The sequence below is a fragment of the Nonomuraea maheshkhaliensis genome (assembly GCF_039529435.1).
GTDB lineage: Bacteria > Actinomycetota > Actinomycetes > Streptosporangiales > Streptosporangiaceae > Nonomuraea > Nonomuraea maheshkhaliensis.
This window is the reverse complement of the sequence record NZ_BAAAMU010000042.1, coordinates 60,990-80,718: the sequence shown is the minus strand read 5'-3', so window position 1 is coordinate 80,718 and position 19,729 is coordinate 60,990. Positions and strand designations below refer to the sequence as shown.

Annotated in this window: 19 protein-coding genes; 15 read left to right on the top strand and 4 right to left on the bottom strand. The window is 71.5% G+C overall.

From position 1 onward, the window contains the following. The 3 genes from ABFX54_RS26900 to ABFX54_RS26890 form a co-directional block, all read right to left on the bottom strand. Window positions 1–338 (bottom strand): GntR family transcriptional regulator (locus ABFX54_RS26900; RefSeq protein ID WP_346109177.1); only part of this gene is annotated, 338 nt, incomplete at its 3' end. A 72-nt stretch (window positions 339–410) separates the two neighbouring features. Beyond that, complete coding sequence (locus ABFX54_RS26895) at window positions 411–1,535, bottom strand: NAD(P)H-dependent flavin oxidoreductase (protein WP_346109175.1); 1,125 nt, start codon at window positions 1,533–1,535, stop codon at window positions 411–413. A gap of 148 nt (window positions 1,536–1,683) precedes the next feature. Then, window positions 1,684–2,328, bottom strand: a complete 645-nt coding sequence (locus tag ABFX54_RS26890; RefSeq protein ID WP_346109173.1) for an acyltransferase — start codon at window positions 2,326–2,328, stop codon at window positions 1,684–1,686. A 111-nt stretch (window positions 2,329–2,439) separates the two neighbouring features. Here ABFX54_RS26890 and pyrG point away from each other — a divergent pair, with 111 nt between their 5' ends. The 10 genes from pyrG (at window position 2,440) to ABFX54_RS26840 (ending at window position 13,543) form a co-directional block, all read left to right on the top strand. Next, window positions 2,440–4,104 carry a CTP synthase gene (pyrG, locus tag ABFX54_RS26885; RefSeq protein WP_346109171.1) on the top strand — a complete coding sequence of 555 codons (1,665 nt, stop codon included), beginning with the start codon at window positions 2,440–2,442 and terminating at the stop codon, window positions 4,102–4,104. A gap of 116 nt (window positions 4,105–4,220) precedes the next feature. Beyond that, on the top strand, window positions 4,221–4,829 hold the full coding sequence (locus tag ABFX54_RS26880; protein ID WP_346109183.1) for an NUDIX domain-containing protein: 609 nt from the start codon (window positions 4,221–4,223) through the stop codon (window positions 4,827–4,829). Window positions 4,830–4,844: 15 nt separating this feature from the next. Then, window positions 4,845–5,750 (top strand): site-specific tyrosine recombinase XerD, encoded by a 906-nt coding sequence (locus ABFX54_RS26875; protein WP_346109169.1) that lies wholly within the window; start codon window positions 4,845–4,847, stop codon window positions 5,748–5,750. Window positions 5,751–5,873: 123 nt separating this feature from the next. Further along, on the top strand, window positions 5,874–6,809 hold the full coding sequence (locus ABFX54_RS26870; RefSeq protein WP_428834577.1) for a ParA family protein: 936 nt from the start codon (window positions 5,874–5,876) through the stop codon (window positions 6,807–6,809). Then, on the top strand, window positions 6,806–7,624 hold the full coding sequence (locus ABFX54_RS26865; protein WP_346109166.1) for a segregation and condensation protein A: 819 nt from the start codon (window positions 6,806–6,808) through the stop codon (window positions 7,622–7,624). Before ABFX54_RS26870 ends, ABFX54_RS26865 begins: the two co-directional genes overlap by 4 nt. Before the next feature lie 457 nt (window positions 7,625–8,081). Further along, window positions 8,082–8,657: an SMC-Scp complex subunit ScpB gene (gene scpB, locus ABFX54_RS26860; RefSeq protein WP_346109182.1), complete on the top strand. Its 576-nt coding sequence runs from the start codon at window positions 8,082–8,084 to the stop codon at window positions 8,655–8,657. Then, window positions 8,654–10,666 carry a pseudouridine synthase gene (locus ABFX54_RS26855; protein ID WP_346109165.1) on the top strand — a complete coding sequence of 671 codons (2,013 nt, stop codon included), beginning with the start codon at window positions 8,654–8,656 and terminating at the stop codon, window positions 10,664–10,666. The genes scpB and ABFX54_RS26855 overlap by 4 nt, the downstream gene beginning before the upstream one ends. A 70-nt stretch (window positions 10,667–10,736) precedes the next feature. Next, window positions 10,737–11,096 (top strand): chorismate mutase, encoded by a 360-nt coding sequence (gene aroH, locus ABFX54_RS26850; protein ID WP_106244778.1) that lies wholly within the window; start codon window positions 10,737–10,739, stop codon window positions 11,094–11,096. A 103-nt stretch (window positions 11,097–11,199) separates the two neighbouring features. After that, window positions 11,200–12,288, top strand: a complete 1,089-nt coding sequence (locus tag ABFX54_RS26845) for a prephenate dehydrogenase (protein WP_346109163.1) — start codon at window positions 11,200–11,202, stop codon at window positions 12,286–12,288. 100 nt (window positions 12,289–12,388) lie between these two features. Next, window positions 12,389–13,543 (top strand): NAD(P)/FAD-dependent oxidoreductase, encoded by a 1,155-nt coding sequence (locus ABFX54_RS26840; protein WP_346109161.1) that lies wholly within the window; start codon window positions 12,389–12,391, stop codon window positions 13,541–13,543. An 89-nt stretch (window positions 13,544–13,632) separates the two neighbouring features. On the opposite strand, the gene ABFX54_RS26835 is transcribed toward ABFX54_RS26840, so the two are convergent. Next, entirely contained in the window at window positions 13,633–13,827 is a 195-nt protein-coding gene (locus tag ABFX54_RS26835) for a DUF2795 domain-containing protein (protein ID WP_346109160.1), read from the bottom strand. A gap of 105 nt (window positions 13,828–13,932) precedes the next feature. Here ABFX54_RS26835 and ABFX54_RS26830 point away from each other — a divergent pair, with 105 nt between their 5' ends. The 5 genes from ABFX54_RS26830 to aspS all read left to right on the top strand — a co-directional run bounded on the left by ABFX54_RS26830 (window position 13,933) and on the right by aspS (window position 19,688). Beyond that, on the top strand, window positions 13,933–14,559 hold the full coding sequence (locus tag ABFX54_RS26830) for a TetR/AcrR family transcriptional regulator (protein WP_346109159.1): 627 nt from the start codon (window positions 13,933–13,935) through the stop codon (window positions 14,557–14,559). After that, window positions 14,556–15,917 (top strand): carotenoid oxygenase family protein, encoded by a 1,362-nt coding sequence (locus ABFX54_RS26825; RefSeq protein WP_346109157.1) that lies wholly within the window; start codon window positions 14,556–14,558, stop codon window positions 15,915–15,917. The genes ABFX54_RS26830 and ABFX54_RS26825 overlap by 4 nt, the downstream gene beginning before the upstream one ends. A gap of 51 nt (window positions 15,918–15,968) precedes the next feature. Next, window positions 15,969–16,670, top strand: a complete 702-nt coding sequence (gene cmk / locus ABFX54_RS26820) for a (d)CMP kinase (RefSeq protein ID WP_428834576.1) — start codon at window positions 15,969–15,971, stop codon at window positions 16,668–16,670. A 39-nt stretch (window positions 16,671–16,709) separates the two neighbouring features. Beyond that, on the top strand, window positions 16,710–18,101 hold the full coding sequence (gene der, locus ABFX54_RS26815; protein ID WP_346109155.1) for a ribosome biogenesis GTPase Der: 1,392 nt from the start codon (window positions 16,710–16,712) through the stop codon (window positions 18,099–18,101). Between the two features lie 264 nt (window positions 18,102–18,365). Further along, the gene (aspS, locus tag ABFX54_RS26810; RefSeq protein WP_346109153.1) at window positions 18,366–19,688 is read left to right on the top strand and encodes an aspartate--tRNA(Asn) ligase; all 1,323 of its coding nucleotides are present in this window, start codon (window positions 18,366–18,368) and stop codon (window positions 19,686–19,688) included. Window positions 19,689–19,729 lie beyond the last annotated feature (41 nt).

The following is a 19,729-nucleotide window of genomic DNA, read 5'->3' as shown; positions in this document are numbered from 1 at the left end:
TGCAGCACCCGCTCCTCGGCCCGCCCGTAGGCGCGGCGCATCGGCTCGGTGAACCCGGCCAGCCCCGTCAGGTCGCACTCGATGCGCGGCTCGGCGATGAAGGCCCCGCCCGACCTGCCGGGCAGCCGGAGCAGCACGCCGTCGCGCTCAAGCGAGGCCAGCGCCTGCCTGAGCGTCATCCTGCTCACGCCGAGACGCCCGGCCAGCTCCCGCTCGCCGGGCAGCCGGTCGCCCGGCGCCAGCTCGCCGCCGGCGATCGAGGCGAGCAGCCAGCGCTCGATCTGCACGTGCGCGGGGACGCCGGTGCCGCGCTCCAGCTCAGGCGGGATCCCGACCACAGGCGCAGATTACCCTTTGCCGGACATCTTCCCTACGGGTCCGGCCAGGGCCTCAGCGAGTCCGCGCCGGGTTCACTCCGACAGGCGCCGCAGGCGGTCGACCGCGTCGCCGAACTCGGCGATCATCTCGTAGACCACGTCCCTGGCCGGCCGTACCCGGTCGAGCTGGCCCACGACCTGACCCACGAAGTAGTTGGCCAGCTCCAGCGCCCCTGGCTCGCCCTTCTCCGCCGCCGCCACGATGCGCCCCATCGCGCCCTCGGCCAGCAGCATCTGCAGCGGCATCCCCAGCGGTCCAGGGCTCTCCTGCCCGGCGTCCCACTCCTCGGTCCAGGCCGACTTGAGCTGCCGGGCCGGCTTTCCCGTACGGGAGCGGGACCTGACGGTGTCCAGCGACGAGGCCGCCAGCATCTTGCGCTTGACCGCGGGCGACGTCTCCGCCTCCTCGGTCGTGAGCCAGACCGAGCCGCACCACACGCCCTCGGCCCCGAGCGCCATCGCGGCGGCCATCTGCCGTCCCGACGCGATCCCGCCCGCGGCCAGCACCGGAACCGGGCCGACCGCGTCCACGACCTGCGGCACCAGCACCAGCGTGGAGATCTCGCCGGTGTGCCCGCCCGCCTCGGTGCCCTGCGCCACGATGAGGTCGGCGCCGGCGGCCACCTGCCTGCGGGCGTGCTCGACGGTGCCGACCAGCGCGGCGACCGGCACGCCGGCCTCCCTGGCCCTGGTCACCATCTCGGGCGGAGGCGGTCCGAGCGCGCTGGCGATCAGGCCGATGCGATGCTTGAGCGCCACGTCGATCAGCCCCGTCGCCCCGGACGCCGTCACCCGCCTGCCCATCTCGTCGGCCACCGGCGTCATCGGCCGGCCGGGGGCGCTGACGCCGTACTTGGCCAGCAGGTGCGTGACGAAGTCCCGGTGCCGGTCGGGCACGGCGTCCATGAGGTGCACGCGCCGGTCGTGGGCGCTGGGGTCGACCTTGCCGGGCACGAGCACGTCCACGCCGTACGGCCGGCCGCCCACCTGCCCGTCCAGCCAGGTCAGCTCCGTGTCGAGCTGGTCGGGCGAGTACGCGACCGCCCCCAGCACCCCGAAGCCGCCCGCGTTGGTGACGGCGGCCACCACGTCACGGCAGTGGCTGAAGGCGAACAACGGGAACTCGATGCCCAAACGCTCGCAAATGGCGGTCCGCATGCCCCCGACGCTAACGGTCAGAACCTTGTTCGGTCCATCCCCGAGCGGGTTCTCATGCGGTCGCGCCCGCAGGAACTCGTGCTGCCGCGCCCGCAGGATCTCGTGCGGTCAGGCTCTCAGGTTCTCGTACGGTCGCGTCCAAGGAAGCTCAGGTGGTCGCGTCCAGCGTGACGGGCGCGTGCCAGCCCAGCTCCGGCGTGTAGCCGCGGATCCGCCTGGCCGGCACGCCGGCGACCACGCTGTGGTCGGGGAAGTCGCCGCGCACCACCGCGCCGCCCGCCACCACGCACTGCCGCCCCAGCGTCGTGCCCGGCAGAATGATCGCCCCCGCGCCCAGCCACGAGCCGGAGCCGATCGAGACCGGGCTGTTGCGCGGCCACTGCCGCCCGATCGGGATGTCGGGATCGTCATAGACGTGGTTCTGGTCCGTGATGTACACGTACGGGCCGGTGAAGACGTCGTCGCCGATGTCGATCGACTGGTGCGCCACGATGTGCGTGCCCCTGCCGATCGAGCAGCTCCCGCCGATGCGCAGGATCGAGTCGGGGCCGAGGTCGGGGCCCGGCATCATGCCGCAGGAGAGCGAGACCCGCTCGCCGACGAGCGTGTGGTCGCCGATCTCGATCCACCGCTCGCCGAAGATCGCGCCGGGCGGGAAGGCGATGCTGACGCCGTCGCCGAGCCGACGGAACCGGTAGCCGGATGGGGTGGCCGGAGTGATCTCGCCGGCCCGGCGGATCGCCCGGTAGGCGCGGTGTACAAAAGCGCCCAAAGCCCGGCGTACAAGTGACATAGGGACCAAAGTTACCCGGTAGGGCATGCCGTTAGGGCATGTGAGGGGCGTTGTTTGATATCCTGAGAGCCCGTGGACACTTCGACCACACCTCGAGCCACGGGAGCCCCTTTGCGCAGCGCATCGCAAACCAAGCATCTGTTCGTCACCGGCGGTGTCGCCTCCAGTCTCGGCAAGGGGCTCACGGCATCCAGCCTCGGTCGCCTGCTCAAAGGGCGCGGTCTCAGGGTCACCATGCAGAAGCTCGACCCTTACCTCAACGTCGACCCCGGCACCATGAACCCGTTCCAGCACGGCGAGGTCTTCGTCACCGACGACGGTGCCGAGACCGACCTCGACGTCGGCCACTACGAACGCTTCCTCGACACCGACCTGCACGGCTCGGCCAACGTGACCACCGGCCAGGTCTACTCCAACGTCATCGCCAAGGAGCGGCGGGGCGAATACCTGGGCGACACCGTCCAGGTGATCCCGCACATCACCAACGAGATCAAGGACCGCATCCGGGGCATGGCCGGTCCTGACGTGGACGTCGTCATCACCGAGGTCGGCGGCACGGTGGGCGACATCGAGTCGCTGCCGTTCCTGGAGGCTGTCCGCCAGATCAGGCACGAGGTCGGGCGCGACAACGTGTTCTTCCTGCACGTCTCGCTGCTGCCCTACATCGGTCCGTCGGGCGAGCTGAAGACCAAGCCGACCCAGCACAGCGTGGCGGCGCTGCGCAGCATCGGCATCCAGCCGGACGCGATCGTGCTGCGCTCCGACCGGCCCGTGCAGACGGCGATCAAGCGCAAGATCAGTCTCATGTGCGACGTGGACGAGGACGCCGTCGTCTCCGCCGTGGACGCGGCCTCGATCTACGACATCCCGAAGGTCCTGCACTCCGAGGGGCTCGACGCGTACGTGGTGCGCCGGCTCGGCCTGCCCTTCCGCGACGTGGATTGGAAGGAGTGGGAGCAGCTCCTGCGCCGGGTGCACCGCCCGGCCAAGGAGGTCACGATCGCGCTGGTCGGGAAGTACATCGACCTGCCCGACGCCTACCTGTCCGTCACCGAGGCGCTGCGGGCCGGCGGCTTCGCCAACGACGCCCGCGTCAACATCCGCTGGGTCAAGAGCGACGACTGCGAGACCCCGGAAGGGGCCGCGCGCGAGCTCGACGGCGTGGACGGCGTGCTGATCCCCGGCGGGTTCGGCGTCCGCGGCATCGAGGGCAAGATCGGCGCCATCCGGCACGCCCGCGAGGGCAAGATCCCGCTGCTCGGCATCTGTCTCGGCATGCAGGGCATGGTCATCGAGGCCGCGCGCAACATGGCCGGCATCGAGGACGCCAACTCCGCCGAGTTCGACCCCGACACCAAGCACCCGGTCATCTCCACCATGGCCGACCAGGAGGACGTCGTCGCCGGCGAGCGCGACATGGGCGGCACCATGCGTCTCGGCAGCTACACCGCCAAGCTCGGCGAGGGCACGCTCGCGCGGCGGCTCTACGCCGGCAAGGCCAAGGCCGACGAGCGCCACCGCCACCGCTACGAGGTCAACAACGCCTACCGCGACAAGCTGGAGAGCGTCGGCCTGATCTTCTCGGGGCTGTCGCCCGACGGGCGCCTGGTCGAGTACACCGAGCTGCCCCCGGACCTGCACCCGTTCTTCATCGGCACCCAGGCGCACCCCGAGTTCCGCTCCCGTCCGACGCGGGCCAACCCGATGTTCAAGGGGCTGGTCAGCGCGGCGCTCGAATACGCCGACAGCCGCGTCGCCGCCAAGGTGGGGCCGTGAACGGCGCCGGGGCCGAGGGCTCAGGTCCGTACGACGGCGTGTCAGATCGTCGCGACGGCGACGGCGACGGCGCCGACGGCGGGCCGGGCTCGCCGAGGCGGGAGACGAGCGCGACCATGATCGCGGACACGCCCGAGTCGTGGGAAGTCGTCGAATCGAGACCCCGGTTCAAGGGCCACGTCATCGAGGTCGTCACCGACACCGTCAGGATGCCCCGCGACGAGGTCGCCGACCGCGACTACGTGGTGCACCCCGGCGCGGTGGCGGTGCTCGCCCTCGACGAGCACGACCGCGTCCTGATGATCAGGCAGTACCGCCACCCCACCCGCCGGCTCATGTGGGAGCTGCCCGCCGGACTGCGCGACGTGGCAGGCGAACCGCTGGTCGACACCGCCGCCCGCGAGCTCGCCGAGGAGGCCGGCTACCGGGCCGGCGTCTGGCACACCCTCGTCGATCTGCGCTCCTCGCCCGGCATGAGCGACGAGCGCATCAGGGTGTTCCTCGCCCGCGACCTGACCAAGATCCCCGACGAGGAGAACGGCTTCGTGCACCGGCACGAGGAGATCGACATGCCGGTCGAATGGGTGCATCTCGCCGACGCCGTCGAGAAGGCGCTCATGGGAATGATCCACAATTCCCCGGCCGTGGCCGGTATCCTCGCCGCATATGCGGCTTCGGTCGAGGGGTACTCCTTGTTGCGCCCCGCCGACGCCCCGGAGGCGTGACGGAAGGACCAGTTCGTGGAGGCGGTGCTCTCCAGCTACCTCGCCCATCTCGCGGTGGAACGGGGCCTGGCTGCCAACACGCTCGCGTCCTACCGGCGTGACCTGCGCCGATACTTCGAGCACCTCCAGGCGCGGGGCCGCCTGGAGCTGGGCGAGGTGGGGGAGGCCGACGTGCTGGCCTTCCTCGCCGCGCTGCGCGAGGGCGACGGCGAGCACCCGGCCCTCGTGGCCAGCTCCGCCGCCCGCGCCGTCTCCGCCGTGCGCGGCCTGCACCGTTTCGCTTTGCGCGAAGGCGTGACGGCCCACGACCCCGCCCACGAGGTACGCCCGCCGCGCCAGCTCCGCCGGCTGCCCAAGGCCATCGCCGTGGACGAGGTCGAACGCCTCATCGCCGCCTCCGGCCCCGACGGCGCCCCGCTCACCCTGCGCAACCGCGCCCTGCTCGAAGTCCTGTACGGCACCGGCGCCCGCATCTCCGAGGCCGTCGGGCTGGCCGTGGACGACCTGGAGGACGACCAGGTACGGCTGCGCGGGAAGGGAGCGCGTACCAGGGTGGTGCCCTTGGGGCGTTATGCCCGCTCCGCCCTGGACGCGTACCTCGTCCGGGCCCGCCCCGGGCTCCTGGCCCACGGCCGCGGCACCCCCGCGGTCTTCCTCAACGCCCGCGGCGGGCGGCTGACCAGGCAGGGAGCCTGGGAAGTGCTCCAGGCCGCCGCCGAACGCGCCGGGCTCGACCGGATAAGTCCCCACGTACTCCGCCATTCCTTTGCAACCCACCTTTTGGACGGCGGCGCGGACGTTAGGGTGGTGCAGGAGTTGCTCGGCCATGCCTCTGTGACGACCACGCAGGTCTACACGCTGGTCACGGTCGACAAGCTCCGCGAGGTGTACGCGGCCGCGCATCCGCGTGCCCGTCAGTGATCTATAGTCTTTTGACACGTGCGCCACCCTCGGCGTGCCGCCTTGCCGCGTTAAGTGGTGACGCCATAGTGTCCGTCCGGACGGTCCGGTTCGGGATCGTCAGGGAGGTTCGAGCTGGTGACTGTGACGACCAAGGGTTCGACCCCGGGGACCCCCGACAACCCCTGGGGCGACACGAAGACCAACGCGCCTTCCAACGGCGTCAACCTGGGCCCCACGCAGCGGCCCAGACCCGTGTTCCCCGAGCCGGTGCCACCGGCGGTGCACGGCCCGGCGCGCGTGGTCGCGATGGTCAACCAGAAGGGTGGCGTCGGCAAGACCACGACCACCATCAACCTGGGCGCCGCCCTGGTCGAATGCGGTCTCAAGGTGCTGCTCGTCGACTTCGACCCACAGGGGGCGCTGTCGGTCGGCCTGGGCATCAACCCGCTCCAGCTCGACCTGACCGTCTACAACCTGCTCATGGAGCGCGGCGTCACCGCCGAGGACGTGCTGCTCGAAACCGGCGTCGAAGGGCTCGACCTGCTGCCGAGCAACATCGACCTGTCCGCCGCCGAGGTCCAGCTCGTCACCGAGGTGGCCCGCGAGCAGGTGCTCGGGCGCGTGATCAAGCCGCTGCTGCCCCACTACGACGTGTGCCTCATCGACTGCCAGCCTTCGCTGGGCCTGCTCACCATCAACGCGCTGACCTGCGCGCACGGCGTGATGGTGCCGCTGGAGTGCGAGTTCTTCGCTCTGCGCGGCGTGGCGCTGCTCATGGACACCATCTCCAAGGTGCAGGAGCGGCTCAACGAGGAGCTCGAGATCGAGGGCCTGCTCGCCACCATGTACGACGCTCGCACCCTCCACGGGCGCGAGGTGCTGGCCCGGGTGGTGGAGGCGTTCGGTGACAAGGTGTTCCACACCGTCATCAACCGCACCGTGCGTTTTCCCGACGCCACCGTGGCCGGCGAGCCCATCACGACGTTCGACCCGTCGTCCCTCGGCGCCAACGCCTACCGTGAGCTGGCCCGCGAGGTGCTCTCGCGCTGGCCGGCGCCTGCCACAATGGCCAGGTGACCGAAGAGCAGAGCACACCGGGAGGCTTCCAGGTCCACCTGGACGTCTTCGAGGGCCCGTTCGATCTGCTCCTCGGCCTCATCGCCAAACACAAGCTCGACATCACCGAGGTCTCGCTCTCCAAGGTCACCGACGAGTTCATCGCCTACATCCGGGCCAAGGGGCCCGAGTGGGACCTCGACCAGACCAGCCACTTCCTGCTGGTGGCGGCCACCCTGCTCGACCTCAAGGCGGCCAGGCTGCTGCCGTCGGGCGAGGTCGAGGACGAGGAGGACCTGGCGCTGCTGGAGGCCAGGGACCTGCTGTTCGCCCGGCTGCTGCAGTACAAGGCGTACAAGGAAGTGGCGAAGATCTTCGCCGGGCGGATGGCCGCGGAGGCGTTGCGCTTCCCGCGCACCGTGCCGATGGAGGAGCAGTTCGCCAACCTGCTGCCCGAGCTGATCCTCGGCATCGGGCCCGAGCAGCTGGCCCGCATCGCCGCCAAGGCGTTCACCCCGAAACTGCCGCCGACCGTCAACGTCGGCCACATCTACCAGCCGCTGGCCAGCGTCAAGGAGCAGGCGGCGATCCTGGTCATGCACCTGCGCCGGCTCCGGCGGGCCACCTTCAGGGCGCTGACGTCCGACTGCGAGGGCACGTTCGAGGTCATCGCGCGGTTCCTGGCCGTGCTGGAGCTGTTCAGGGAGTCGGCGGTGACGTTCGAGCAGGTCGAGCCGCTCGGCGACCTGCACGTGACCTGGACGGGGACGGACGACGGGGACGTGGCGGTGGGCGACGACTACGAGGAATCCGCGGAGAAGCCATCCCATGACTGACGACAACCCCCTGCCCAACCCGCGCAGGTCACCCGACTCCGACCCGCCGCTGCCCGCCTGGATGACTCTGCCGGGCTCCCTCGTGCAGCCTGGGGCGCCCGCGGTGGAGGAAACGGACGCGGACCTCGGGGTGAAGGAGCCCGACGCGGCTCCGGCGGACGACGCCGAGCCCGCTCCTGTGGCGGGTGTGGTGGAGCGCGCTGAGCCGGAGTCAGGAGCGGCGGAGCGGGTCGAGCCGGACGTGGTGGAGTCCGACGCGACCGTCGCGGAGGTCACGGAGGGCTCTCGGTTCGCGAGTGCCGGGCCGGTGGAGCCGGCTTCGGCGGAGGAGCTGACGGGCGACATCGAGTCCGAGCCCGTTCATGACGGGCCAGAGGCGGGTGCGGTGGAGCCGGGTGAACCGGTGCTCGGTGAGGCGGACCCTGCTGTGGCGGAGTCGGGCGAGGCCGAGCAGGATGTGGCGGGGGAGCCGGACGGGGGCTCGGGGGGAGGGCCGACGCTTGCGGCGGCGCTGGAGGCTATCCTTCTTGTAGTCGACGAGCCCGTCGCCGAGGTGACCCTCGCGCAGGTGCTGGAGCGGCCCACACACGAGGTGGGTGCCGCTCTGCGCGGCCTGGCCGCGGAATACACCGCATCGGGGCGGGGTTTCGACTTGCGAGAGGTCGCGGGCGGCTGGCGTTTTTACACGCGTGCCGACTGCGCACAACTGGTCGAGCGGTTCGTACGCGACGGCCAGCAGTCGCGGCTGACCCAGGCCGCGTTGGAGACACTCGCGGTGGTGGCCTACCGGCAACCGGTGAGCCGCGCCCGAGTCGCCGCCGTGCGCGGCGTCAACAGCGACGGCGTCATGCGGACGCTCGTCGCCAGGGGACTGGTCGAGGAGGCCGGCTCCGACCCGGAGAGCCAGGCAGTGCTCTACCGGACAAGCTCATACTTCCTTGAACGTCTGGGACTGCGGGACCTGAGCGAGCTTCCCGAGCTCGCGCCCTTCCTCCCTGACGACTTGGAGAATCTCGAGGAGACGACAAAGTGATCAACAGGCGCAGCACCCCGTCCGGTGATGGACGCGGTCGTGGACGTACCGGCGGCTCCGGCCGCGACGGGCGTCCCGCCTTCCGCTCCGACGACAGCCGCGGCGGCTACCGCCGCGACAACGACTCCCGCGGTGGCTACCGCGGTGACGGCGACTCCCGCGGCACGTCCCGGGGCGACAACGGCTTCCGCGGCGGATCCGGCGGCGGCGACGACAACCGCGGCGGGTCCCGCCGCGACGACTTCCGCGACCGGCCCGCGCGCGACTCCCTGCGCGCCGACCGCGGCGGATCCCGCGCCCGTTACGGCGACGGCGACCGCCCGAGCCGCTTCCAGCGCGAGGAGCGCTCCCCACGCGGCGACCGCGAGGCCCGCTTCGGCGGAGATGACCGTGGCGCGAGCCGCTTCGGCGGCGGTGACCGTGGCACCAGCCGTTTCGGTGGTGGTGACCGTGGGACGAGCCGTTTCGGCGGTGGTGACTCCCGTACCGGCGGCGGCGACCGTGGTGCGAGCCGTTTCGGCGGCGGTGACCGGCGTGACGGTGGGCGGGGCGGTTTCGGTGGCGACCGCCGTGATGGCGGGCGCGGTGACTTCAGCGCCGATCGGCGTGAGGGCGGGCGGAGCGACTTCCGGAGCGACTTCCGTGGCGACCGGCGCGACGGCGGACGTGACGACTCCCGTGGTGACCGGTTCGGCAACCGGCGTGACGGTGGTGGCGGCGACTTCCGCGCCGAACGACGTGACGGCGGGCGCGGCGACTTCCGTGGCGACCGGCGTGACAGTGCGCATGACGGCGGGCGTGACGAGCGCGGCGCCGGGTTCAGGGCCGGGCGGAGCGGGCGTCGTGAGGACACCGCTCCCAGCGGCGCGAACTCGACCCGTTCCCGCTACGGCAGGCGCGACGGCGACGACCGCGGCGGCAGGCCCGGAGGCGACGGACGCGGGGCCAGGTACAGCGGCGCCGGCTTCGGCGGCTCCGGGTACGGTGGCGAAAGGCGCGGCGGGAGCGGGCGCGGTGGTGACGGGCGCGGCGGTGACGGGCGCGGCGGTGACGGGCGCGGGGCGCGTACGTCCCGGCGTGACGAGGTGCAGACGCTCGGCGGCGGCGGACGCGACGGCTACCGTGGCTCCCAGCGCGGGCGTGACGGCGCCGAGGGCTCCTCGCGCGGCCGTGACGGCTCCGGCAGCCCGCAGCGCGACCGGGTGAAGGCCGCCCGCCAGCCGCTCCGCGACCGCGACTTCTACCCCGAGGGTTACACCGACGAGCGCGACACCACCGAGGTACCGGGCGGCGTGCGGCTGCAGAAGGTGCTCGCCCAGGCGGGCGTCGCCAGCCGCAGGGCCTGCGAGGAGATGATCGGCGAGGGCCGCGTCACCGTCAACGGCCAGGTGGTGCGGAGGTTCGGCGCCAAGGTCGACCCGGCCGCGCAGGTCATCCACGTGGACGGCAAGCGCATCCCGACCGCGCCCGACCTGGTCTACTACGCGCTCAACAAGCCCATCGGCGTGGTCTCCACGATGGACGACCCGCAGGGCCGGCCGTGCCTGGCCGACTATGTCGAGGAGCTGGCGCCGAGGCTGTTCCACGTGGGGCGGCTCGACACCGAGACCGAGGGCCTGCTGCTGCTCACCAACGACGGGGAGCTGGCCAACCGGCTGACGCATCCCAGCTACGGCGTGCAGAAGAAGTACTGGGCCAAGGTGCCGGGGCCGATCCCGCGTGACCTGGCCCGCCGCCTGAAGCAGGGCATCGAGCTGGAGGACGGCCTGGCCAGGGCCGACTCCTTCGCCATCGTGCAGGAGCACGGCCAGCAGGCGCTGGTCGAGGTGGTGCTGCACGAGGGCCGCAAGCACGTGGTCAGGCGGATGCTGGAGGAGGCCGGTCACCGGGTGATCGACCTGGCCAGGATCGAGTTCGGGCCGGTGAAGCTGGGCCGGACCAAGCCGGGCACCGTCAGGGCGCTGAGCCTGAAGGAAGTCGGCGAGCTGTACGCGGCCGTGAAGCTGTAATCTGGCCGGACGCAGGAGCCCGTGCGAACCTCCGCACGGGCTCTCCCGGTATAAGAGGGGGACGAACCACATGGTGCGGGCGATCCGCGGGGCGATCCAGGTGGACGCCGACGACCGCGACTCGGTCATCTCCGGGACGACCGAGCTGGTCAGTGCGATCATGGAGCGTAACCGGCTGACCCCGGACGACGTGATCAGCGTGCTGTTCACGGCCACGCCCGACCTGACCTCCGAGTTCCCCGCGCTCGCGGCGCGTAAGCTGGGCTTCCACGATGTGCCGCTGATCTGCTGCACCGAGATCGACGTGCCGGGCGCGCTGCCTCGCGTCGTACGCCTGATGGCGCACATCGAGACCGACCGCCCGCGGTCGGAGATCCAGCACGTCTATCTGCGCGGGGCGGTGGCCTTGCGCCAGGACATAGCCCAGTGACCGCCGGTTCCGGCACTCGACGCCGATCCTGGCGCTGAACGCCGGTTCCGGCGAACGCGCGACACTCCACATTCCGTATAGCCCGATAAATCAGGACATCGAGATGGAACTTCGTACCGTGCTCGTCGTCGGCACCGGTCTGATCGGCACCTCCGCGGCGCTGGCGCTGCGCAAGCGGAACGTGCGCGTGCTGCTCGCCGACCGCGATCCGGGAGCCGTACGGCTGGCACGGGAGCTCGGCGCGGGCGAGGACTGGAACCCCGGCACGGCGGCCTCCGACCCGGCGGACCTCGCGATCATCGCGGTGCCCCCCGCGTACGTGGCCACCGAGTTGCTGGAGCTGCAGCGGATCGGCGCGGCCCGGTTCTACACCGATGTCGCGAGCGTGAAGGCCGAGCCCATCCACCGGGCCGCGCAGCTGGGGTGCGACCTGGCCAGCTACGTCGCCTCCCACCCGCTGGCCGGGCGCGAGAAGTCCGGGCCCGGGGCCGCGCGTGACGACCTGTTCCTCGGCCGTCCGTGGGCGCTGTGTCCCACGGAGGAGGCCGACCCCGAGGCGAAGGCGGCCGTGCTGCGGCTGATCGACCTGTGCGGGGCCAACGCGGTCGAGGTGAGCGCGATGGACCACGACCGCGCGGTGGCCGTGGTCTCCCACGCGCCCCACGTGGCCGCCTCCGCCGTGGCCGCCCGCCTGGCCGACGCGACGGACGTGGCGCTGGGGCTGGCCGGGCAGGGCGTGCGCGACGTCACCCGGATCGCGGGCAGCGACCCGGGGCTGTGGCTGGGCATCCTGTCCGGCAACGCCTCCCCGGTCGCCGAGGTGCTGGAGGCCGTGGCCAACGACCTGGCCGACGCGGCGAGCGCGCTGCGTGCCATGGCCGAGGGCGACGGCACCGCCACCGGAGAGCTCACCCAGCTGCTCAAGCGCGGCGTGGTGGGCCACGACCGCATCCCCGGCAAGCACGGCGGCCCCGCCTCCTCCTACGCCGCCGTCCAGGTGGTCATCGGCGACAGCCCCGGCCAGCTGGCCCGGCTGTTCAGGGTGTGCGACGAGGTCGGCGTCAACGTCGAGGACGTGCGCCTCGAACACGCGCCCGGCCTGCCCCTGGGCATCGCCGAGCTGGCGGTGCAGCCCGACGCCGCCGCCTCGCTCACCGACGCCCTGCGCGAACGCGGCTGGCAGGTCCCGTAGCCCGGGCCGCTTCCGCAAGGCCAGAAAAGTTCTCCCTGGACGATGTCACGCCCGTGCCTCCTCGATCCGTCTTCAGGTCGGAATCGAGGAGGTAAGGACAATGAGTGAGATTCTGGTCCTGGGCGGGGGCTACACCGGCATGACGGCGGCCATCAGGGCCGCCCGGCTGACGCGCAAGACAGGCGGCAGGGTCACCCTGGTGAACGCCTCGCCGACGTTCACCGAGCGGCTGCGCCTGCACCAGACGGCCGCGGGGCAGCGGCTGGCCTCGCGTTCCCTGGCGGAGTTGCTGGCCGGCACCGGCGTCCGGCTGGAGGTCGGGCGGGTGACGGCGCTCGATCCGGCACGCGGGCAGGTGCGCCTCGCCGACCCCGACGGTGGCGAGCGGGTGCTCGGCTACGACAAGCTGGTATACGCGCTCGGCGCCGTCACCGACACCTCCGTCCCCGGCGTCGACGACCACGCGTACACCTATGACGACCACGAGTCCGCCGTACGGCTCTCGCGGCGCCTCGACGACCTGACGCGCGGCACGGTGGTCGTGGCCGGCGGCGGGCTGACCGGCGTCGAGTCGGCGGCCGAGCTGGCCGAGACCCGTCCCCACCTGCGAGTGGTGCTGGTGACCAGGGGCCGGCCCGGCTCCATGATGGGCGAGAGCGCCCGCGCGTACCTGGATGCGGGCCTGGAGCGGCTCGGCGTCGAGGTGCGTTCGGGCGCGGCCGTCACCAAGGTGCTGCCCGACGGCGTCGAGCTGGAGGGCGGCGAGCTGATCCACTCCGACGCCACGCTCTGGACCACCGGCACCAAGGGGCTGTCCATCGCCACGGAGTCGACGCTCACCGTGGACGGCCAGGGCCGGATCGTGGTGGACTCCGCGCTGCGCTCGGTCTCCCACCCCGACGTGTACGCCGTCGGCGACGCCGCCGCGATCACGCAGAAGTTCGGGGTCATGCACGGCACCTGCCAGGGCGGAATCCCGGCGGGGCTGCACGCGGCCGGGTCGCTGGCCGCCACGCTGCAGGGCAAGGAACCGGCCGCCTTCCGGTTCGGGTACGTGCATCAGCCCACCAGCCTGGGCCGCCGCGACGCGGTCGTCCAGTTCACCCACCAGGACGACACCCCGCGCAGATGGTACCTGACCGGGCGGGCGGCCATCAGGTACAAGGAGGTGCTGTGCGCGAGTTCGTTCCCGACGTTCAAGCTGCTCAAGCGGGGCCTGGTGCCCGTCTGGATGTTCCGCCTCACCGGCCTCTGACGAACGGCCGGGACCCATCCGCCTACGGGCTTTCACGACGAACGGCGGGCGAGGCCAGGAGGCCCCGCCCGCCGTTCGTCGTGTCCGGTTCAGAGTCTGTTGATCGCCTGGCTGACGGCGCTGGGGCCGTCGTACTGGCGGTCCGGCATGGCCTCCAGGGCCTCGATGATGTCCTCGTCGGCGTCCTGCTCGCGCGCGGCGTCGATGAGGTCGTCCTTGCTGGCCGGATAGTCGACCATGCTCAGGTGCCGCTGCAGGTCGATCGGGTTAGGTGCTGTACTCATAACTCCTTGCTGCCCATCCATCACGATAAGTAACCATTGACGAGCCGCGGGAGAGGGCGTACAAAGAGGGGTAACAGCGTTACCCGATAGAAACGGCGTTACCAGATGACGGTCACCGCGTATCAGCAGGCCCAGCGGCAGGGACAGGGCGTCGTCAGGGACGTCATCCTCGACGCGGCCAAACGGCTGCTCATCGGCGAGGGGCCGGGCGCGCTGACCGTGCGGCGGATCTCCGCCGAGGTCGGCTGCTCCACCAAGGTGATCTACACGCTCTTCGGCGGGAAGGACGGGCTCAGCGAGGCGCTCTGGCTGGAGGGGTTCGCCCGGTTCGAGCGGCGGCTGCTGGCAGTGCCCGATCACGACGACCCGCTGGCCCGGCTGCACGAAGGTCTGGCCGCCTACCGCGACTACGCCCTGAGCGAGCCCGACTACTACCGGGTCATGTTCCAGGGCGCCATGCCGGGGTTCAAGGCCGGCGGGGAGGCGGTGCGGGTGGCCAAGCGCACGTTCGAGCTGCTGGTGCGCGGAGTGGCCGACTGCCTGGAGGCCGGCGTGCTGCGCGGCGGGACGGCCACGGAGATCGCCGACGTGCTGTGGATGGCCATCCACGGCGCCGTAAGTCTCGAAATCTCGGATTTCTTCGATCAGGGCGAGGCCGAGCAGCGCTACCGGCTGCTGTGCGCCTCGGTGCTCTCGCCGTTCCTGGCTTCAGCAGAGAAGGACGCATCATGACGACCACTCCCTTCCAGCACGGATTCGCCCCGGTGACCGAGGAGGTCACCGCGTTCGACCTGGAGGTCACCGGGCGCATCCCGGCCGAGCTCAACGGCCGTTACCTGCGTAACGGCCCCAACCCGCTCAGCCTCGACGACCCCTCAGCCGGGCACCTGTTCCTCGGCGAGGGCATGGTCCACGGTGTGCGGCTGCGCGACGGGCGCGCCGAGTGGTACCGCAACCGGTGGGTGCGCAGCGGCGCCGTCGCCCGGCGGCTCGGCGAGCCCACCAGGCCGGGGCCCGTGCACGGCAACATGGACTTCGCGGCCAACACCCACGTCATCGGGCTGGCCGGGCGCACGTTCGCGACCGTGGAGGCGGGGTCGCTGCCGTACGAGCTGAGCTACGAGCTCGACACCATCGGCGCCTGCGACTTCGACGGCGGCCTGCCCGGCGGGTTCGCCGCGCACACCCACCTCGACCCGGTCAGCGGCGAGCTGCACGCGCTGGCCTACTTCTTCGGCTGGGACCACCACCAGCACGTCGTCCTCGACGCCAAGGGCACGGTGACGCAGGTCAGGGACATCCCGATCGCCGACGCGCCCATGGTGCACGACTTCGCGATCACCGAGCGGTTCGTGGTCATCTACGATCTGCCGGTCACGTTCAGCATGCCCCACGCGGAGAAGGGCATCCAGCTCCCGTACGCGTGGAACGAGGCCCACCCCGCCCGCGTCGGGCTCCTGTCGCGCGAGAGCGGCGAGCTGCGCTGGTTCGAGCTGCCGTCCTGCTGGGTCTTCCACACGCTGAACGCCTACGACGACGGCGACGAGGTGGTGGTCGACCTGGTGAGCTATCCGAAGGGGTTCGTGGACGCCCGGCTCGACCTGGGCGGCATGCCCACGCTCGACCGGTGGCGGATCGACCTGACCACCGGCCGCGTCCGCGTCAGCACGCTCGACGACCGGATGCAGGAGTTCCCGCGGATGGACGAGCGCCGCACGGGCCGGGCCTACCGCTACGGCTACACCGCCGCCACCCGCGACATCCACGACGTGGTCGGCCCCGGCCGCGGCGAGATGGAGGACCTGCCCGACGAGTCGTTCGACAACACGCTCATCAAGCACGACCTGCGGCTCGGCACGCAGGAGTCGCGGCAGTTCGGGCGCGGCGCGTACGTGGGCGAGCCCGTCTTCATCGGCTCGGGGGAGGCGGAGGACGACGGCTACGTGATGACGTACGTGAACAACCCGGCCAGGGGAGCGGCCGACCTGGTGATCCTGGCCGGCCAGGACTTAACCGGTGAGCCCGTCGCCACCGTCCACCTGCCCGCCCGCGTGCCGCTCGGCTTCCACGGAAGCTGGATCGCCGACTGAGCGGGAGGCGGTAGCCTTCTCAGGTTGGGAAAACGTGAAGAAGGAGAGGCCGTGACCGGTCTGGTCGTCGCGATGGACGGGCCTTCGGGGTCGGGTAAGTCGAGCGTGTCGCGCGGGGCGGCCCGCGCGTTGGGCCTGCGTTACCTCGACACCGGGGCGATGTACCGCGCGATGACCTGGTGGATGCTGCGCCAGGGCGTCGACCTGAGCGATCCCGCCGCGGTCGCGGCCCGCTGCGGCGAGCCCGTCGTCGTCTCCGGCACCGACCCCGACGGCCCCGCGATCCACGTCGGCGGCGTCGACGTGGCGGGGCCGATCAGGGAGTCCGAGGTCACCGGCGCGGTCTCCGCCGTCGCCGCCGTGCCCGAGGTGCGGGCCCGGCTCGTCGCGCTGCAGCGGGAGATCATCGGCGACGGCGGCATCGTGGTCGAGGGCCGTGACATCGGCACGGTCGTCTGGCCGGACGCCGCCGTCAAGATCTACCTGACGGCCAGCCCCGAGGCCCGCGCCCGCAGGCGCAGCGCCGAGCTGGCCGGCTCCACGGTGGAGGCGCAGCGGGAGGCCATGGCCAAGCGCGACACGCTCGATTCGACACGGAAGACCGACCCGCTCTCGATGGCGGTGGGCGCCGTCGAGCTCGACACCTCCGACCTGACCCTGGAAGAGGTCATCGCCGAGGTGTTGAGGCTGGTCGCGGAGCGAGAGGGCTCGGCGAGCGAGTCCTTGAGCGGCCGCATACACGAGCGCACCTGAGCCGAACTCAGGTGCGGTACTCACAAAGGATGAAAAATCGTGACAACGGGGGATTGGGTCGAGGCTGACCTCGACGACCTTGAGATCGGCGAGCACGAGCAGGCTGTGCCGCTGCCGGTCGTCGCCATCGTCGGACGGCCTAACGTCGGCAAGTCCACGCTGGTCAACCGCATCATCGGCCGCCGCGAAGCGGTCGTGGAAGACGTTCCCGGGGTCACCCGCGACCGCGTCACCTACGACGCCAACTGGCGCGGCCGCCGCTTCACCGTCGTCGACACCGGCGGCTGGGACCCTGACGCCACCGGCATGAACCTGCGCATCGCCGAGCAGGCGCAGGTCGCGGTCGAGCTGGCCGACGTGATCGTGTTCGTGGTCGACGCCACCGTGGGCGCCACCGACGCCGACGAGATCGTGGGCTCGGTGCTGCGCCAGTCCGGCAAGCCGGTCATCCTGGCCGCCAACAAGGTCGACAACCAGCAGCTTGAGCTGGAGGCCGCCGCGCTGTGGTCGCTCGGGCTCGGCGAGCCCTATCCGGTCTCCGCCCTGCACGGCCGCTCCAGCGGCGACCTGCTCGACGTGATGCTCGACAAGCTGCCCGAGACCCCGCAGGTCACCTTCGAGACCGAGCGAGGCCCGGCGCGCGTGGCTCTGCTCGGCAAGCCCAACGTCGGCAAGTCCTCGCTGCTCAACAAGCTCGCCGGCGAGGAGCGGGTGCTGGTCGACCCCATGGCGGGCACCACCCGCGACCCGGTCGACGAGCTGATCGAGCTCGGCGGGCGCACCTGGCGCTTCGTCGACACCGCCGGCATCCGGCGGCGCGACCGCGAGCTGCAGGGCGCCGACTTCTACGCCGCCATGCGCACCCGCGCGGCGCTGGAGCGCACCGAGGTGGCGATCGTGCTGATCGACGCCAGCGAGCCGCTCACCGAGCAGGACCTGCGCATCATCGGCCTGGTGATCGAGTCGGGCCGGGCCATGGTGGTGGCCTTCAACAAGTGGGACCTGGTCGACGAGGACCGGCGCTACTACCTGGAGAAGGAGATCGACCGGCAGCTCGTACGCACCCCGTGGGCGCTGCGGGTCAACATCTCCGCCAAGACGGGCCGCCACGTCGACCGGCTGGTCCCGGCGCTGGAGAAGGCGCTCGACTCCTGGGCCACGCGGGTGCCGACGTCCCGGCTCAACGCGTTCCTGACCGAGCTGGTGCAGCAGACGCCGCCGCCGGTGCGCGGAGGCAAGCAACCGAAGATCCTCTTCGCCACGCAGGCGTCGATCGAGCCGCCCAAGTTCGTGCTGTTCACCTCGGGCTGGCTGGAAGACACCTACCGGCGTTTCATCGAGCGGCGCATCCGCGAGGAGTTCGGCTTCGCCGGCTCCCCGATCGACGTGTCGATGAAGATCCGCGAGAAGCGGGCCAAGAAGGACAAGTGATAAGCTCCGCGGCAACGCGTTGACGGAGACGAGTAACCAGCGGGGCCCACGGCCCCAGAGAGCCGCCGTACGCTGCGAAGGCGGCGCCGTGTCCCGCTGGCGAAGACACTCCCGAGCGCGGGGAGGAAATGCCCCGCCGGTCTGACCCCCGTCATCGGGTCGTGGAGGCCGCCCTCGCACGAGGCGGCGAAAGTGCGGTGGCACCGGGAGCTCCCTTCTCCCCCGCACTCCCAAGGGGTCATGCACTTCCGTCGAGGAGCTGTGATGATCTCTCGTGTCATGTCCGCGGAGCTCGCTGAGCACGCCGGGCAACGAGTGACGATCGCCGGTTGGGTCCATCGCCGCCGGCAACTCAAATCCGTGTCCTTTCTGGTCGTCAGGGACCGTACGGGGCTGACCCAGGCGGTGACCGGCCCGAACCCGCTCGCCCAGGGCCTGCCCGTCCAAGACCTGCCGGCCCAAGACATACCCGGTCGCGAGCTGCCTCCCGAGGAGAGCGTGGTCGCGGTCACCGGCACCGTGACGGCCAGCCCGCAGGCGCCCGGGGGCTACGAGCTGGTCGCGCCGGAGGTCGAGGTCCTGGCCGAGCCGGGCGCGGCGCCGCCGTTCGACCTCTACCGGCCGATCGTCGGGGCCACGCTGCCGACCGTGCTCGACCACGCCCCGGTCGCGCTGCGGCACCCGCTGCTGCGGGCGCCGCTGGAGATCTCGGCGGCGAGCGTGGCCGGGTTCAGGGAGACGCTCGACCTGCTCGGGTTCACCGAGATCCACACCCCGAAGATCGTCGCCTCGGCCACCGAGTCGGGCGCGAACGTCTTCGGCATCGACTACTTCGGCCGTCCCGCCTACCTGGCGCAGTCGCCGCAGTTCTACAAGCAGGCGATGACCGGGGTGTTCGAGCGGGTCTACGAGGTCGGCCCGGTCTTCCGCGCGGAGCCGCACGACACGGTGCGGCACCTGGCCCAGTACACCAGCCTGGACGCCGAGCTGGGCTTCATCGAGGACCACCGCGACGTGATGGCGGTCCTGCGCGAGGTGGTGGCGGGCATGCTGGAGTCGGTACGCCGCCGCGCCGCGCCCGCGCTCGACCTGCTCGGCGTCGAACCGCCCGCGGTGCCCGCCGAGATCCCGGCCGTGCACTTCACCGAGGCGCAGCGGCTGACCTCGTCCGACGAGCCCGACCTGGCGCCCGCGCAGGAGCGGTGGCTGGGGGAGTGGGCGCGGCGGGAGCACGGGTCGGAGTTCCTGTTCGTCACCGGCTACCCCATGTCCAAGCGGCCCTTCTACACCCACCCCGACCCGGCCAGGCCCGGCCACTCCAACGGATTCGACCTGCTGTTCAGGGGCATGGAGCTGGTCACGGGCGGGCAGCGGCTGCACCGGTACGAGGACTACGTGCGCGCGCTGGCCGCCCGGGGTGAGGGGACGGAGCCGTACGAGGGGTACTTGCAGGCGTTCAAGTACGGGATGCCGCCGCACGGCGGGTTCGCGCTGGGGCTGGAACGGTGGACCGCGCGGCTGACGGGCGCCGCCAACGTCCGCCAGAGCACCGCCTTCCCCCGCGACCTGCACCGCCTGTCGCCATGACCCCGGCGTAGCCGACGCCCATGCCGGCCCGGCCCCGGGCC